The organism is Microbacterium sp. AC026 (genome assembly GCF_979258475.1).
Map to the genome: position 1 here is coordinate 956,051 of NZ_OZ409857.1, position 14,603 is coordinate 970,653.

The following is a 14,603-nucleotide window of genomic DNA, read 5'->3' on the forward strand; positions in this document are numbered from 1 at the left end:
AGTCCCATCGATGAAGGTTCTGCTGTCACGCTTCGCGGGCTTCAGCGCCGTTCCTCTGATCTCATTCATCGCGCCGCTGTTCCTGCTGCCGATCATCCCGAACGTCTTCGGTCTGGCGGCGTGGGGCTCCGTGGGCACGGCTCAGGCCGTGGGAACCGTCTGCGCGATAGTCGCGGGATTCGGCTGGAACATCTCGGGCGGAGCGCGCATCGCGCTCAGTGCCGACGACGACGCCCGACGTCAGCTCTTCGGTGATTCGTTCTGGTGCCGCGGACTGCTCGTCGTCGCGGCGGGACTCGTCGGTGCCGCCCTCAGCTCGGCCCTGGTTCCCCCCGAGTTCCGCCTTGTCGCCGCCCTCGTCACGCTGGCGACCACCGCCGCGGCCATGACCGTCGTCTGGTACGCAGTCGGCGTCGGGGATGCGCGGGTCGTCCTGCTGTTCGAGACCGTGCCAGTGAGCCTCAGCGTCGCTCTCGCGATCCCGCTCCTCCTGCTCACCGAGCAGCTGCTGTGGTATCCGGTCCTCACTCTGATCGGCTTCCTCACCGGCCCGCTGCTTCTGAACCTCCGCCTCTACCGACGACCCGTGCCTCCGTTCGCCGGGCGGCGCGTCCTGCGCGCATATCGCGCGAACGTCTCGGTCGCCGCGGCCGAGACGATCGGCGGAACCTACACCTCTGCGCCCATCCCGCTCGCCCAGGGCCTCCTCGGCGCGACGGCCAGTGGTCAGGCGACCTCCGCCGACAAGTTCTTCCGCATCGCCCTCTTCGCCGTCACGGTGCTGTCGAACACTCTGCAGAAGTGGGTGCTCGAAGTGTCTTATGCGCATGGCCGGGCGCGCCGCCATCTCGTGGCATTCGGCCTCCACACAGCCCTCGCTCTCTTCGGCGGTACGGCGCTGGCTCTGCTCGGCCCTGTGCTGTCCACGCTCCTGTTCGGCCGCGCGGCGACGCCCGAGATCGCCGTGTTCCTGGGCTTCGGCGCCACCTTCGCGCTGACGAGCCTGACGACCCCCTTCATCCGCAACGTCCTGGTGCCGGCCGGCCTCAACCGCTACGTGCTCTACGGCACCCTCGGCGCCGCTGTCGTCGGAGTGCCGCTCATGATCTGGGCGTCCCAGTGGGGTCTCAGCGGGATCATCGCCGGCCTCGCCGCCTCGGAGCTCGTGATCCTCGCCGTCGTCGGGTCGGCCGGAACACATCATCTGCTGCGGGAGAGGCGGGCGGCTTTCGCTCTCGTGGCACCGTCTGAGCGAGGAGTCGCACATGACTGAGACCGTGTGCGTATGCATGGCGACGTACAACGGCACAGGGTATCTGCGCGAGCAACTCGACTCGATCCTCGCGGGACTGCGGCCGGACGATCAGGTCGTCATCGTCGACGACGCGAGTACCGACGGCACCGTCGCCCTTCTCGAGACATACCGCGATGCGCGCGTGACCGTGTACAGAAACCCGAAGAACCTCGGTTACGTCAAGACGTTCGAGCGTGCGCTGTCGCTGGCGGACCGTGACGTCATCTTCCTCTCCGACCAGGACGATGAGTGGGTCGCCGGGCGTCGCGACCTGTTGGTCGAGGCACTCCGCGACCGCTCGATCGCCGCCGGCGACCTGGTGCTGCTCCCTGACGACTCGCCACTGAGCTCGCCGCTCACCGGACGACCCTGGCGCCTCGCTCCGCTCCCCTCGGGCGGATCGCTGGCGAACGAGCTGCGTCTGCTGGCCGGCGATGCCCCCTACTACGGCTGCGCGATGGCGATCCGACGTGAGGCCTCGGAGCTGATCCTGCCTTTCCCCGGGTTCCTGGTCGAGTCCCACGACCTGTGGATCGCGACGGTGGGCAACACGGCCCGTGTGCTCGCGCATGTGCAGAGCCCGGTTCTGCGACGTCGGCTGCACGATGCCAATGCGTCGGCACCGAGACCACGGGGTCTCCGCAAGGCTCTGCAGTCGCGGTGGATGCTTCTCCGTGCCTGGCGCGAGGCATCACGTCGCGTCGCCGCGGCACGACGACTCAGCCGAGGCGGCTCAGCCCCGTAGACAGCGGCTGAGCCTTTTCCGCGCGCGGAACCTCAGCGGGGATCCGCGACGTGCGCCAGGGCCGACCGCACACCCCGCGCCGTGCCATGCCTCAGGACGAGGGGCAACGCGGCGATCCCGTGCAGACGGGACATGAGACGTACTCTCGCGGTCCGCGCTGTGCGGCTCCATCCCCGCGCAGCGGCCGATCGACGCGCGATGCGGTAGTACCTACGCTCGTCGAGGAAACGACTGCCGTCGAGCAGCGTCTTCTGAGACGCGCTCGCCAGATGACGCCGATAGGAGAACGCGAGCGGCGGCGTATACGCCAGCGTGCCCCCGTCGAACGCGATGTCCATGAGGAGAGCGAGATCCTGGATGACGGCGAGGTCATCCGTGAAGTCGATCCTGCGCAGCGTCTCGACCCGCAGCGAGAGCGAGGGCCAATACAGCCAGTTGCCCCGGATCAGCGTCGTGGCCATGTCAGGGCCGTTGAACACGGTGATCCCCTGGCCCTTCGGGGTGAGCAGGCGCTGCTTGATCCGATCGACGAGGGGCAGCACGACCGCGCCGCGCTCATCGATGACCTGGACTCCCGGCTGGATCACATCCGCGTGGGGCACGGCACGCGCCGCGGCGCGGACGACCGCCACGTAGTTCGGGTGCAGGAGGTCGTCGCAGCCGAGGATCGTGACGAAGTCCCCGGACGCGCGGCGGACCGACTCCCGGAAGTTCTCGGTGATCCCGATGTTGTGCTCGTTCCGGGTGTAGATGATCCGCTCGTCCAACTCCTCGTCGAAGTGCGCCGCGACAGAGTCATCGGGATAACAGTCGTCGATGACGGTCAGCCGCCAGTCCGGGTCCGTCTGGGCGCGCACCGATTCGACGGTCTCGTAGAGCTGTTCGGGGTCTCCCCAGAAAGGCACGAAGATCTCGTACGTCATGAGCCGAGTCCGCACGAGACGATCTTGTAGAGCTTCGCATCTCCGCGCTGCTCGACGAGCTCGACGTAAGGCGAGCTCTCGAGGTCCTCGAGTCCCGAGTAGTCGCCGTCGTTCTCCTGGAAGTCGCCGTCGGCGCTGAAGTCGAGGACGTACGCGACACCGGTGTCCTCGAGGGCGTCGCACACCTGCGGAGAGTCGCCGTCTGTGTTCAGCTTCGTGTTGATCGCCTCGGCGTCGTCGGTGAGATCCATCAGGAGATGCGGCATGAGGACGCGTCGTCCGCTCACGCCATAGGCGAAGGACGCTCCGGTCCACGGGTCTCCCGCGATGACGGCGTCCTCGGGAACGAGCTCGTCGAGATCCTCCATGAGATCGAGCTCGTCCGGAGACAGGATCGGCCCACCCGGTCGCAGCTCGTAGGTGAACTCGATATCTGCTGCGGCCTGCCGGATCGCGGCGTTCTGGGTGACTCCGACGAGTGCGATCACGACGACGGCGATCAGGACGATCGGCAGACGCTCGGAGAAGCGCCGCACCGGCGCGAGCAGCCGCTGGCGCAAAAGCCATGTGACCAGCACGATGCCACCGAGCGCAGCGAGCGGGAGGACTCCGATCGCCCAGAACGCGGCGATACGAGGCGGGTTGTTGTACCACGGGGCCGTGAACCAGAACCGGAGCGTCTCATACGGTGACGCCGACACGATGATATAGAGCACGGCGGAGATGACCGCCATCGCCAGGACCGACCACCGCGCATAGGTGCCTCGGCGGATCACGCTGTACGCGCCGATGATCATCAGAGCGGTGATCCCGAGCGAACTCGGGTAGCCGTACACGCTCGCCGCGACGACCTCACCGATGGAGTCGGGCACGGTGTTGATGATGGGCCAGTAGATCTGGCTTCCGGGGGGACGCACGACCTGCAGGAGGACCACGCCGACGGCGGCGTAGGCGACGAGCAGGCCGATCGCGATCACCCGCGGGCGTCCGGGAGCCCTCATCTGATGCAGAAGCCTGGCGAGGACGAAGGGCACCGTGAGAGCGACGACCGCCATGAGAGCCCCGGGGTGCGCGACACCCAGGCCCGGCACGACGAGCACCAACAGCAGGGCCCAGTCCTGGCGACGCGACACTCGCCCGGGCCTGAGAAGCCACCAGGCGACGACGATCGCGGCCGGAGCCACGGCCAGGCCGAGGAACAGCGGATAGAGCACCCCGTAGTGCAGGAGCAGGAAGGGGAAGGCCGGGAAGGCGGCAGCCAGAGCGCCCGCGATCACCGTCATGATCTGGTTTCGTCCCAGAAGCTCGCGCACGAGGAACACCGCGCCGATCGGCCAGACGACCGCCGCGACGACGATGATCATCGCATTGGTAGCGAGGGGCACGGATGCCCCGCTCAGAGCGACGACGATGGAGACGAGCGCGTGCCATCCGGACGGGTAGAAGGGGACGCCGGCCGGCGACGTCATGCTTCCCAGCCACAGCGGCGATGCGTTCCCGGTGTCCAGGACGTACTGCACAGCGTTCAGATGGAAGAAGTTGTCGTAACGCTGTGAGAAGAACTCCGGGTCGTGCATGCTCCGCACGAGCACGAACGCGATCAGCGCAGCGGGCACTGCGATGGAGACGATGATCGCGACCAGCTGCCTCGCGCTCACGTGCGTGCGTGGTCGCGCCGGGACTCCGACGTGCTTCGACCAGAAGAAGGCGGCGAGCGACGCCACCGCGGTGAGTACGAGGACGGGCAGGATGCTCCATCGGATTCCCACGAAAGGCGCTGCGATGGCGGCGACCGCGACGAGGGAGACGCTCAGCGCCGGTGCCAGCGCGAGGAGTCTCATTCCGCGCAGGCGGAGGAGGAAGCCGAGCAGGAGTCCCGGGAGGAAGAGAAGAGCTCCGGTGACGATCAGTGCGGGCAGGATCGAGACCCAGCTCACGCCGCCTCAGCCTCCGGGTAGCGGACCTTCGGATTGAAGGTGATGCCCTTCAGCCACTTGCCGAGCAGCTTCGCGCGCAGATCCAGCGGGACGCGACCGCGGTGCAGGCTCACGAAGAGCCGTGCGCCGAACTCGATGAAGTACAGGAATCCGCGATGGTGCAGCTGCCAGGAGGCCTCGTTGCGCACGCCGTACGAGAACTTCCAGAGGCTCTTGCGGTCGACCATCGCGAAGTTCACTCCGCGGTTGTCGCCCATGTCGTGGACCACGACGCTGTCGAGCACCTGCACGCCCGGGCAGCGAGCGGTGAGGCGAAGGGTGTACTCGCGGTCGTCGAACCAGATGAAGTACTCGGAGTACGGAAGCCCGTACTCCGCGATCGCCCAGCGTGGAATGAGCACGGAGACGAACGAGCACGCTGTGACCATGACATTGTTCTGGCCCTTGACGAGCAGACGGCCCCAGTCCCACGTCGTCACGGGGTTGTTCATCTCGCAGATGCTGCCGTCGGTGAACTCGACGACGGAACATGCGAAGGGGACGTCGCCGCCGAGTTCCTGGACGGCCCCGTCGAATCCGGCGATGAGGCTCTCGAGCGCTTCCGGCTTCGGATAGCAGTCATCGTCCATGATCCACACGTGGTCCGCGCCGGAGGCGTATCCGCGCAGCATCCCCTCGGAGAAGCCACCCGCTCCCCGGAGTTGGTCGACATGGTCACGACTTCGAGGGGGACGGACGTCTCGAGGGATGCCAGGTACTCCGCCGTGCCGTCGGTCGAGGCGTTGTCGATGACGAACAGCGTCTCGACGGCGTGCGTCTGCGCCTCGATCGATGCGATCACCGTCTTCAGCTTCTCGAGCCGATTGAACGTGACGACCACTCCAGCGACACTCACCATGAGCCCACCTCTTCCTTGAACCATGAACTCGCGGACTGCTGGGACAGCAACTTCTTCTCCGCCTTGCGCTCCTTCCGCCACAGCGCTTCCCTCGACTCCTCGTCGTCGACGAGCGGGGCCACCGCCTCGGCGAGTCGACGGGCGGCGACACGTGCGTGACGCGGAACCAGAGCGGATTCGGGGATGATGTCGCTCTGTGCCCCGACATCCGTCGAGATCACGGGCACACCGTGTGCGATCGCCTCGAGCGTCGTGAGCGTGAGTCCCTCATTGTGCGACGCGACGACGAGCACATGCGCTTCATCGAGCGTCTCGGAGACAGGGGTGTCCGAGCTGCGTCGGACGATGTCCTCCCCCAGCCCCTCGGCACGGATGATGTCATCGACCCAGCTCGACAGCTCGCCGCCGCCGTGAAGGATGAAACGCAGCGAGTATCCCTGGCGCTTCAACCGCCTCGCCATGGTGATGTACACCTCGGGCGCCTTCTGCCGGGCCATCCGGCCGATGAACGCGACGGTGAACTGCTCACCCGCGGTCCGCGGACGGAACACGGCATCCTTCGGCTTCACGGTGAGTCCGCCGAGCGGTGCCATGACCACACGGTCAGCAGGGATGCGCTGCACATCGGTCATCCAGCGGGCGAGGCTCGGCGAGATGACGTGATGCGTCGTGATCGATCGGGACGCGATCGCACTGCTCAGCGGATACCCGCCGCCGGTGTACTCGACGATGTGAGTGCTGTCGATGATGGGGATGCCAGGACGCGAGGCGGCGATCCAGGCGACCCGGTCGTACAGCCACTGATTGTGGTGGATGACGACACCGCGCACGTCGAAGGTGCGCAGCAGCGAGCGGAGCAGCGGTTCGACGCCGGCGGTCTGCGAGGTGACGGTGGGCTCGGAGAACGGGATCAGCAGCGCTCCGTCGAGCTCGGGCCGTGTGACCCATGGCTGGTGAGAGTCCCGATTGGTCAGCACGATGGGAAGGAAGCCGGCCTCGCGCACCAGACGCACCGTCTCGAACGCCCAGAGTTCGGCGCCACCGAGCTCGAACCAGTGGAGTCCGATGATCACGGCCTTCGGCGCCCCGTCGAGAACCGGGCCGGCCGGCACGATCACGTCGTCCTCGTGTGCGCCCCCGGACGGAACTCCGCCTCGTAATCGCGAGGCTCGATGGCCGTCGTGAGCTTGCGGCGGAATCTGAGCAGCGAGAGGTCCCGGGCGTCGTCGTAGAGCAGCGGCGCGCGCGACTTGACGCTCCGTGCGATCCGGCCGACCAGGCCGGGACGCTGCGGGCGGTAAGGGTCCGAGTCGAGCACATCGTCGGATGACACGTGCAGATGCCTGGCGGGCGACGCCACGAGACGGGCCGAGGCCGCTTCCGCACGCTCGCGCTCACGCTCTTCGACGGAGACGGAGCTGACGATGTCGAAGCTCCCGATGCGGTGTCGGTTGTTCCTCGAGAGTCCGTCGAACGTGCTGTCGTCGGTCAGTCGAGGCGTCGTCTCCACCGAGCCGTCGTAGAGATGGATCCGCAGCTTTCGCTGAGGTGCCATGAGCGCGTGGAAGTTCAACGCGCCGACGAGAAGGCGGCGTTCGCGCTCCGACAGATCGGCGCCCGTCTGCGGGTCCTCGAAGCGGAAGAGTGCAGGCTGATCGAGAGCTTGAAGAGGTGTCACGGATACAGTTTGCTTTCGGATCGACGGACGCACGAGACCTCCGCGATCCTACCAGCGGCCCAGCCCCTGACCCTGGGTTGCGCCTGTGCCGCGCGTTCGGACGCATCCCCATCGATCTGCCAGGGACACCGCGCGGAGGATCGTATGATTGCTCTCGGTGCGCCCGAGACCGTCGGCGCCTCGGAAGGTGGAATCGCGGTGCAACAGGCTCGCACAGCCGACGACCAGAGAATGACGACTCCTGGCGCGAATCGAGGGCTCCTCGAGGTCTTCCGGCAACGGCATCTCCTCTCGCTCATCGTGCGCAAGGAAGTCCAGATCCGGTATCGGGGTTCCATCTTCGGCTGGCTGTGGTCGTACGTGAAGCCACTCGTGCAGTTCGTGGTGTTCTTCGTCGCGATCGGCGTGTTCCTCGGCCTGAACGACCGCGTCGACTACTTCCCGATCTATCTGCTCTCGGGCATCACCGTCGTCACCTTCTTCAACGAGGCGTTCTCCAACGGCACCCGGTCCCTGGTCGACAACGCGGCGCTCATCAAGAAGATCTACCTGCCTCGCGAGATGTTCCCGATCGCCAGCATGATGATCGCCGCCGTGAACACGGTGCCGCAGATCATCGTCGTGATCGCCATCTCGCTGTTCTTCGGGTGGGCGCCCACCTTCGCCTCGCTCGGCGCCATCCTTCTCGCACTCGTCATCATCGCCGTGCTCGCCAGTGGCCTCGGGCTCTTCTTCGGGTCGATCAACGTGACGTTCCGCGATGCGCAGAGCTTCGTCGAGATCATCGTGATGGTCGCGATCTGGGCCTCCCCGTGATGTACGAGTGGACGCAGGTCGCCAATGTCGTACCCGACTGGCTCTTCGTCCTCTATCGACTGAACCCCATCACCGCCGCCGTGGAGCTCTTCCACTACGGCGTCTGGTTCCCGCTCGGGCCTGACGCGTCCCCGCTCCCCGACGTGTGGATGTACGGGCTCATCGCCCTCGTGACGTCTCTCATCGCGCTGGTCATCGGCCAGCTCGTCTTCCGCCGACTGGAGGGCCGCTTTGCCCAAGATCTCTGATGCGCAGCCACTTCCGCGGATCATCATCGACGACGTCCACAAGACGTTCAAACTCCGGCACACGCATTCGATCAAGGAGACGGCTCTCGCCGCGATCCGTCGCAAGCCGCTGACGACCGACTTCCACGCCCTGGACGGCGTGTCGTTCGACATCCAGCAAGGCGAATCCGTCGCTCTCCTCGGTTTCAACGGATCGGGCAAGTCGACGATGCTCAAGCTGATCTCGGGTGTTCTCGAGCCCGATGCCGGCACCGTGCTCACTCGCGGCCGCATCGCCGGCCTGATCGAGGTCGGCGCGGGGTTCCACCCCGATCTGTCCGGACGCGAGAACATCTTCCTCAACGCCGCGATCCTCGGCATGAGCAAGAAGGAGACCGAGGCTCGGTACGACGAGATCGTCGCGTTCAGCGAGATCGAGCAGTTCATCGACACCGAGGTGAAGCACTATTCGTCCGGCATGTTCCTCAGACTCGCGTTCTCCGTGGCGATCCACACCGAGATGGACGTCCTGCTGATCGACGAGATCCTCTCGGTCGGCGACGAGCCGTTCCAGAAGAAGTGCCTCGCTCGCGTGCGCGAACTGCACGCTGAGGGGAAGACGCTCGTCGTGGTCAGCCACGACCTCAACATGGTCTCGAACCTGTGCGACCGCGGCATCCTGCTTCAGAAGGGCAAAGTGCGCTTCGACGGACCGAGCGCGGAAGCCGTCGAGGTCATGCGCTCCTGAGAGCGCTCGGACGCCGGCGCAGCGCGCTCGGCGACCGCGCGCGGATGTGCGTCTCAGAGATCCGCGTGGAGTCCCCACACACGCTCGGCCGCGCCGAGCCAGGAGAACGACCTCGATCGATCCGCGCCGAGCACGCTCAGACGCCGTGCGCCGTCGCCGACCGCATCGACGACGGCCTCGACCATCTCGGTCGACGGCACGATCGCGCCCCCGTCAGCGATCACATCCTGATGGACTCCGCTGTCGACGGCGACCACCGGCACACCGAGGGTCATGGCCTCGACCGCACGCCATGGCCACGCAGCGCGTGGGCTGGTCGCGACCAGCGCCGACGCCCCGGCGAAGACGGCCGCCCGATCCTCCGTCGACAGAGCGCCACGGATGTGGGCCCGTGCTTCAGGCAGCCCTGTGGCCACTGCGACCTCGACGAGTCGCGGTTCTGCCCCCTCCGGAGCGTCGAGCACGACGGCATCCCTGCCGGATGCGACAGCTGCCCGGAAGCCGTGCTCGAGCGACTGCGCCGATCCGGTGAGCAGCACATACCCTTCCGTCAGGGACAGAGCGGCTCGTCGTTCTCGCGCGTCGAGGGGCATCACCAGAGCAGTTGGGGCGGCCCCAGGGATGACGCGAATCCGTCCGCTCAGCTTCGCGATCTCCGCCAGTCGCTCACCGACCGAGTGGGAGGGCACCACGACGGCATCCGCGTGCTTGACGGCTCGCTTCAGCATCGCCCGCTGCCAGGCGACCACGGACTTGGTGAGCGAATCCGGCTCGTCCCACGCCTGCAGATCCCACAGGGTGACTGTCGTCTGATCGAGGTCGTGCAGGCGGTCGTGACGCACCAGCGGAGCCATCAGGGTCGGCGAGTGGATGAGCCCTCCGCCCACCCCGGGGACGATGCCCAACTGCCAGGACGCCGCGAGCTCGCGCCGCGCGAGTGACAGTCTGCGCACGTCGACCAGACCCGGGATCTGCACGTCGACGCCCGACGGGACGATGGCCTCGACCTCGCACCCGGAGGGGGCGGTCGAGATGAGCGCAGCGGTGAGGTCCGACGCCGCTGAGGCGTGGTCCGCGTGCACGACATGCGTCAGCTGATCCAGAACAACACGCAGCCGAGCACCCATGCGACAACAGTAATCGCCCACCCGCCCCGAACCTGGGAGCAGCACCGGGTGCGCGGAGGATTGCGGGGCCGTCCGCCGCCGATATCTCGCTTCGTGCTTGAATGCAGGGGTGAGTGACGGACGCCTGCCTGTACGTCGTCGATGGTTGCGGTGGACCATCGGCGCGATCGTGACCCTCGTCGTGCTCGCGATCGGCTGGGTCGGCATCCGTGGGATCGGAGCCGTGAACGATCTGCAGCAGGTCTCGGCCGCGTCGTCGAAGCTCAAGCAGGCGATCGGGCAGGGCGACCTCGACACAGCCGCAACGCTCTCTGCGCGCATCGCTCACCACGCACGGTCCGCGCACGACCTGACATCCGATCCGATCTGGTCAGGCTTCGGTCTGCTGCCCTGGCTCGGACCGAACTTCTCGGCGGTGAGCGACGTCGCCGAGATCGCCGACGACGTCGCGTCGGACGCGCTCGTTCCGGTGCTGGCCGCCGCTGAGGAACTCGATCTGGCGAGTCTGGGACTCTCCGGCGGAGTGGTAGATCTCACGCCTTTCGCGCAGATCGAGCCCCCGTTGGCTGAGGCGAGTGCCACGCTGACCTCTGCGGAGACGCGAGCGCTCGACATCGACGCGGGCGCGACGATTCCTCCGCTCGCCGATGCCGTGAGAGAGATGCGATCGGCCGTCACGCAGGCTGCCACCGTCGTGGGAGCGCTGCATGGAGCGTCCGCGCTGCTGCCGAGCATGCTCGGCGGAGAGGGTCCCCGCAATTATGTGCTCGCGATGCAGAACAATGCCGAGCTGCGATCGTCCGGCGGAATCATCGGGGCGATCGCCCTGCTGCACGCCGAGAACGGCCGGATCACGCTCGTCCAGCAGGCCTCCGTTCCGGATTTCCCCTCCCTCGACACGCCGCTGCCGTTGAGCGAGTCGACCGTCGCCCTCTTCGAGGACAGCCCCGGTCGGTATATGCAGAACCTGACGAGCATTCCGGATTTCACGGAAGCAGGCCCCGCGATCGCGGCACGATGGCAGAACCGATTCGGGCACCCCATCGACGGCGTCATCGCGGTCGACGCCGTGATGACGGAGAACCTCGTCGCAGCCACGGGCCCGCTCACCTTCGGGCCGTTCAGCGCGACGAAAGACACCGTCGTGGGCCTGCTGATCTCGGAGATCTACGCCAGCGTGCCCGATCCGGCGGCGCAGGATGAGATCTTCTCCCAGGCGGCGGGAGCGCTGCTGTCCGCTGCGCTGACCGAAGCGGCCCCGAAGGATCTCGTCGCCGCCCTCGCCGAGTCGGCCGATGAGCGACGCATCCGCATCTGGAGCGCGCATGAGGACGAAGAGGCGATCCTGTCGGCGTCGACGCTCGGCGGGGCGCTGCCCGAGGACGGCCCCCAGACCCACGTCGGCGTGCTCTTCAACGACACGACCGGCGGGAAGATGGACTTCTACGCGGACGCGGCCATCACGACGTCGATCGGCACGTGCGACGGCGAACCGACCACGCAGGTGACGGTGACCTGGAAGAACGACGCGCCCGCGGACGCCGGGACGGCGCTGCCGCCATACGTGACCGCTAACGGGTTCTACGGAGTACCCGCCGGGTCGACCAGGACCCTGATCACCGTGTACGGCCCCGAGGGCGCGACCCCGTCTCATATCGATCGCGACGGAGAAGAGGTCAGTGTGCAAACGGCTCTGCTCGGCTCCCGCTCCGCCGTTCAGCACGAGGTGCTGCTGGCTCCGGGCGAATCGTCGACGATCACCGTCGAATATCAGGGAACCGGCGCCGGAGAACGACTGACGGTGGTCGATCACACGCCCATGGTCACCGCACCCGACGTGTCCCGCGAACAACTGCGTTGCACGTCGTGACTTTCCTGATTCGATGATGTAGGGTCATTCTCACTGGGGAATATCTGAGTTCTGCAATTCTGTCGTGGGGACAGGAAGAGCTCACGCAGTCGGATGCAGGGGTGTATCCGAAGGCGATTCCGCGTGTATTTCTGGGGAGAATCATGCTGAAGAAACTGGCTGCCATCAGCCTTACCGCTGGCGTACTCGTGCTCATGGCACCTGCTGTCGCCTCCGCCTCACCGGTCGTTCCGACCGAGTCCGACTCGTATGCCGGCACGCCGCGGGTGAGCGTCGATGATCCGATCATCGACATCTGCGAAGTGTCCACCGTCGTCTTCGGCGCAGGCTATTTCCTGCCGTCTGAGAACGTCGGAGTGTCGGTCTCTGGCCTCAACGCGGGCGACTCCGCTGTCTCGGGCAACACGGCCGCGGCGGACGGCAGCCTCGTCGTCACCTTCCGCCCGCCGGCCGACGGCGAGGGCTCCTACGCACTCGCCTTCGACGGGTCGCGGTCGTACACGGCGACGATCACCGTCTCGCACGGCCACGATTCAGCGGTGAGCTGCGACCACGATCCCGGTGTCGCGGCCGCGGGCACGGAGCTTCCGCTCACCGGCGGCGGGCTCGAGCTCGCCCTCACGGGCGGCAGCGTCTCGCCGTGGGTTCTCGGAGGTGGGGCAGCTGCTCTGGTGGCTGGTGGAGTACTCGTCGCCACAGGCGTCACGCGCCGTAAGCGCGCCTAGGTCAGGTCCCCGCTTTCAGCGGGAACCGACTGGACGACGGTGATCCCTCCCCTCCGATCACCGTCGTCTGGTGAATCCGGTCCTGAACCGGAGGCCCACGGCCGCCACCTTCACTCTCAGGTGGCGGCCGTGGGCTCACTCATGTGCACCGGCCGTTCGAGGGAGAACATCCCGATCGACGTCACCGATCACGGAGTCGGCGTCGGCGTCTCCGTCGGCGGGTGCAGCGTCTGCCGGACCAGCTCGTGGATGTACCCGTAGTCAGGGGTGTGCTCGTCCACCCCGTTGTCAGGAGTGAGCTCGATCGTGGTGACGGTCTGCTCCCGGGCCTTCGTCATCAGGTCGAAAAACTCGGGCAGCTTGTCCTGAGGCAGATCGGTGCTGATCAGCGCGGTACCCGCGGCGGCCACCTCGTTGAAGCGCGTGAGCACCGTCTGCGGGGTGAACTGCGCGAGGATCGCCTCCTGCAGTTCGCGCTGGCGCTTCATCCGATCCCAGTCGCTCGTCGTGTACCGCGATCGCGCATACCACTGCGCCGTGTCACCGTCCATGTGCTGCTCGCCGACCTCGATCCACCCGATCGCCCATGCGTCGACGTCATACGGGTCGGTGCCCTCGGGTGGGCCACCCTTGGGCAGCCGCTCCGTCACAGTGATGTCCACACCGCCGAGCGCGTCGACGAGCGCAGCGAAGCCGTGCATGTCGACGAAGACGTAGTACGGGATCTCGATGCCGAGAACGCCCTCCGCCGCATCCTTGGTCGCCTCGATGCCGGGATCGGAACCGTGCGATGCGGCGTCCGGGTACAGGCCGGTGCCGTTGTCGTCACGGCAGATCTCTGCGGCATTGCGCACGTGGTTCATCCAGCCGTTCCAGCCGCACGCGCTGGAGCTGTGACCCTCGAAGCCGTTCGGATACAGAGCCTGCATCGGGCTTCCCTCGCTGAAGGGTGCATTGGGCAGCTCGCGCGGGATCCCGGTGATCGTCACGGCGCCGGTGGTCGCGTTCACCGAGACCACCGAGATGCTGTCGAACCTCATCGAGTCTCGGCCCTCGCCGCTGTCCGCTCCGAGCAGCAGGATGTTGTAATACCCCTCGCTCGGCGGCAGGCTGGGCCCGCTCTGTCCGAAGATCGTGCTGATCGTTCCCCGGGCTGTGCCGACGTACGACGCCGCGTATGCCGTTCCGGTTCCGACGAGACCGAGCAGAAGCAGGGCGACGAGTGGGATCGCGAAGTTGGACGGGCCCGGGACCCTGACCAGTCGGACGAGCCGCAGCACATCGAAGGTGAGCACCACCCACAGCACGAGGTAGGCGATCAGCAGCACCTGGACGAGAGTCAGGATGACCGCGGAGAACCAGCCTCCGCCGACCGTGAGCCACAGCAGCACAGGACGAGCGAACAACGCCAGCCCCGCGCCCACGATCACGAGCAGCCATGCGGTCAGCGTCGCCCCGAGACCGAAGCGTCCGAGCCTGCGATTGCCGGCGAGGACCTGGGCGGAACCGGGCACCAGCAGGTTGAGCAGCACCAGCCACCACCCGCGTTTGGTCATCATCCCCGCATCGGCGGTGTTCGGATGCCGGATCGGGCGGCTCTCGATCAGTGGTCGCG

At 66.8% G+C, this 14,603-nt stretch carries 14 protein-coding genes and 1 pseudogene; 7 read left to right on the forward strand and 8 right to left on the reverse strand.

The features are described 5' to 3' along the window. Positions 1–10 precede the first annotated feature (10 nt). Both ACZZ93_RS04925 and ACZZ93_RS04930 read left to right on the forward strand, forming a co-directional pair. The gene (locus tag ACZZ93_RS04925) at positions 11–1,273 is read left to right on the forward strand and encodes a lipopolysaccharide biosynthesis protein (RefSeq protein ID WP_372984657.1); all 1,263 of its coding nucleotides are present in this window, start codon (positions 11–13) and stop codon (positions 1,271–1,273) included. Further along, entirely contained in the window at positions 1,266–2,039 is a 774-nt protein-coding gene (locus ACZZ93_RS04930) for a glycosyltransferase (protein ID WP_372984656.1), read from the forward strand. Before ACZZ93_RS04925 ends, ACZZ93_RS04930 begins: the two co-directional genes overlap by 8 nt. A 32-nt stretch (positions 2,040–2,071) precedes the next feature. On the opposite strand, the gene ACZZ93_RS04935 is transcribed toward ACZZ93_RS04930, so the two are convergent. The 6 genes and pseudogenes from ACZZ93_RS04935 to ACZZ93_RS04960 form a co-directional block, all read right to left on the reverse strand. Beyond that, positions 2,072–2,962: a glycosyltransferase gene (locus ACZZ93_RS04935; protein ID WP_372984655.1), complete on the reverse strand. Its 891-nt coding sequence runs from the start codon at positions 2,960–2,962 to the stop codon at positions 2,072–2,074. Next, on the reverse strand, positions 2,959–4,899 hold the full coding sequence (locus tag ACZZ93_RS04940) for a DUF6541 family protein (protein ID WP_372984654.1): 1,941 nt from the start codon (positions 4,897–4,899) through the stop codon (positions 2,959–2,961). Before ACZZ93_RS04940 ends, ACZZ93_RS04935 begins: the two co-directional genes overlap by 4 nt. Beyond that, on the reverse strand, positions 4,896–5,528 hold the full coding sequence (locus ACZZ93_RS04945) for a glycosyltransferase family protein (RefSeq protein WP_463511777.1): 633 nt from the start codon (positions 5,526–5,528) through the stop codon (positions 4,896–4,898). The genes ACZZ93_RS04940 and ACZZ93_RS04945 overlap by 4 nt, the downstream gene beginning before the upstream one ends. Positions 5,529–5,650: 122 nt before the next feature. After that, positions 5,651–5,821, reverse strand: a pseudogene (locus ACZZ93_RS04950) (glycosyltransferase); the annotation flags it as partial. After that, on the reverse strand, positions 5,791–6,915 hold the full coding sequence (locus tag ACZZ93_RS04955; RefSeq protein WP_463510585.1) for a glycosyltransferase: 1,125 nt from the start codon (positions 6,913–6,915) through the stop codon (positions 5,791–5,793). The gene ACZZ93_RS04955 and the pseudogene ACZZ93_RS04950, both read right to left, overlap by 31 nt. Next, positions 6,912–7,475, reverse strand: a complete 564-nt coding sequence (locus ACZZ93_RS04960; RefSeq protein ID WP_463510586.1) for a hypothetical protein — start codon at positions 7,473–7,475, stop codon at positions 6,912–6,914. The genes ACZZ93_RS04955 and ACZZ93_RS04960 overlap by 4 nt, the downstream gene beginning before the upstream one ends. A gap of 231 nt (positions 7,476–7,706) precedes the next feature. Between ACZZ93_RS04960 and ACZZ93_RS04965 the strand changes: the two genes are divergently transcribed. Genes ACZZ93_RS04965 through ACZZ93_RS04975 form a run of 3 tightly spaced genes read left to right on the forward strand, consistent with a single transcriptional unit; the run spans position 7,707 to position 9,266 of the window. Further along, the gene (locus ACZZ93_RS04965; protein ID WP_463510587.1) at positions 7,707–8,291 is read left to right on the forward strand and encodes an ABC transporter permease; all 585 of its coding nucleotides are present in this window, start codon (positions 7,707–7,709) and stop codon (positions 8,289–8,291) included. Beyond that, positions 8,288–8,539 (forward strand): hypothetical protein, encoded by a 252-nt coding sequence (locus ACZZ93_RS04970; protein WP_463510588.1) that lies wholly within the window; start codon positions 8,288–8,290, stop codon positions 8,537–8,539. Before ACZZ93_RS04965 ends, ACZZ93_RS04970 begins: the two co-directional genes overlap by 4 nt. Beyond that, positions 8,523–9,266, forward strand: a complete 744-nt coding sequence (locus tag ACZZ93_RS04975; RefSeq protein WP_053095621.1) for an ABC transporter ATP-binding protein — start codon at positions 8,523–8,525, stop codon at positions 9,264–9,266. Before ACZZ93_RS04970 ends, ACZZ93_RS04975 begins: the two co-directional genes overlap by 17 nt. A gap of 53 nt (positions 9,267–9,319) precedes the next feature. On the opposite strand, the gene ACZZ93_RS04980 is transcribed toward ACZZ93_RS04975, so the two are convergent. Beyond that, positions 9,320–10,393 carry a glycosyltransferase gene (locus tag ACZZ93_RS04980; RefSeq protein ID WP_372984653.1) on the reverse strand — a complete coding sequence of 358 codons (1,074 nt, stop codon included), beginning with the start codon at positions 10,391–10,393 and terminating at the stop codon, positions 9,320–9,322. Positions 10,394–10,502: 109 nt separating this feature from the next. Between ACZZ93_RS04980 and ACZZ93_RS04985 the strand changes: the two genes are divergently transcribed. Beyond that, positions 10,503–12,263, forward strand: a complete 1,761-nt coding sequence (locus ACZZ93_RS04985; protein ID WP_372984652.1) for a DUF4012 domain-containing protein — start codon at positions 10,503–10,505, stop codon at positions 12,261–12,263. A gap of 143 nt (positions 12,264–12,406) precedes the next feature. Further along, positions 12,407–12,988, forward strand: a complete 582-nt coding sequence (locus ACZZ93_RS04990) for a hypothetical protein (RefSeq protein ID WP_053095618.1) — start codon at positions 12,407–12,409, stop codon at positions 12,986–12,988. Between the two features lie 188 nt (positions 12,989–13,176). On the opposite strand, the gene ACZZ93_RS04995 is transcribed toward ACZZ93_RS04990, so the two are convergent. Further along, positions 13,177–14,547: an LCP family glycopolymer transferase gene (locus ACZZ93_RS04995; RefSeq protein WP_463510589.1), complete on the reverse strand. Its 1,371-nt coding sequence runs from the start codon at positions 14,545–14,547 to the stop codon at positions 13,177–13,179. Between the last annotated feature and the right edge of the window lie 56 nt (positions 14,548–14,603).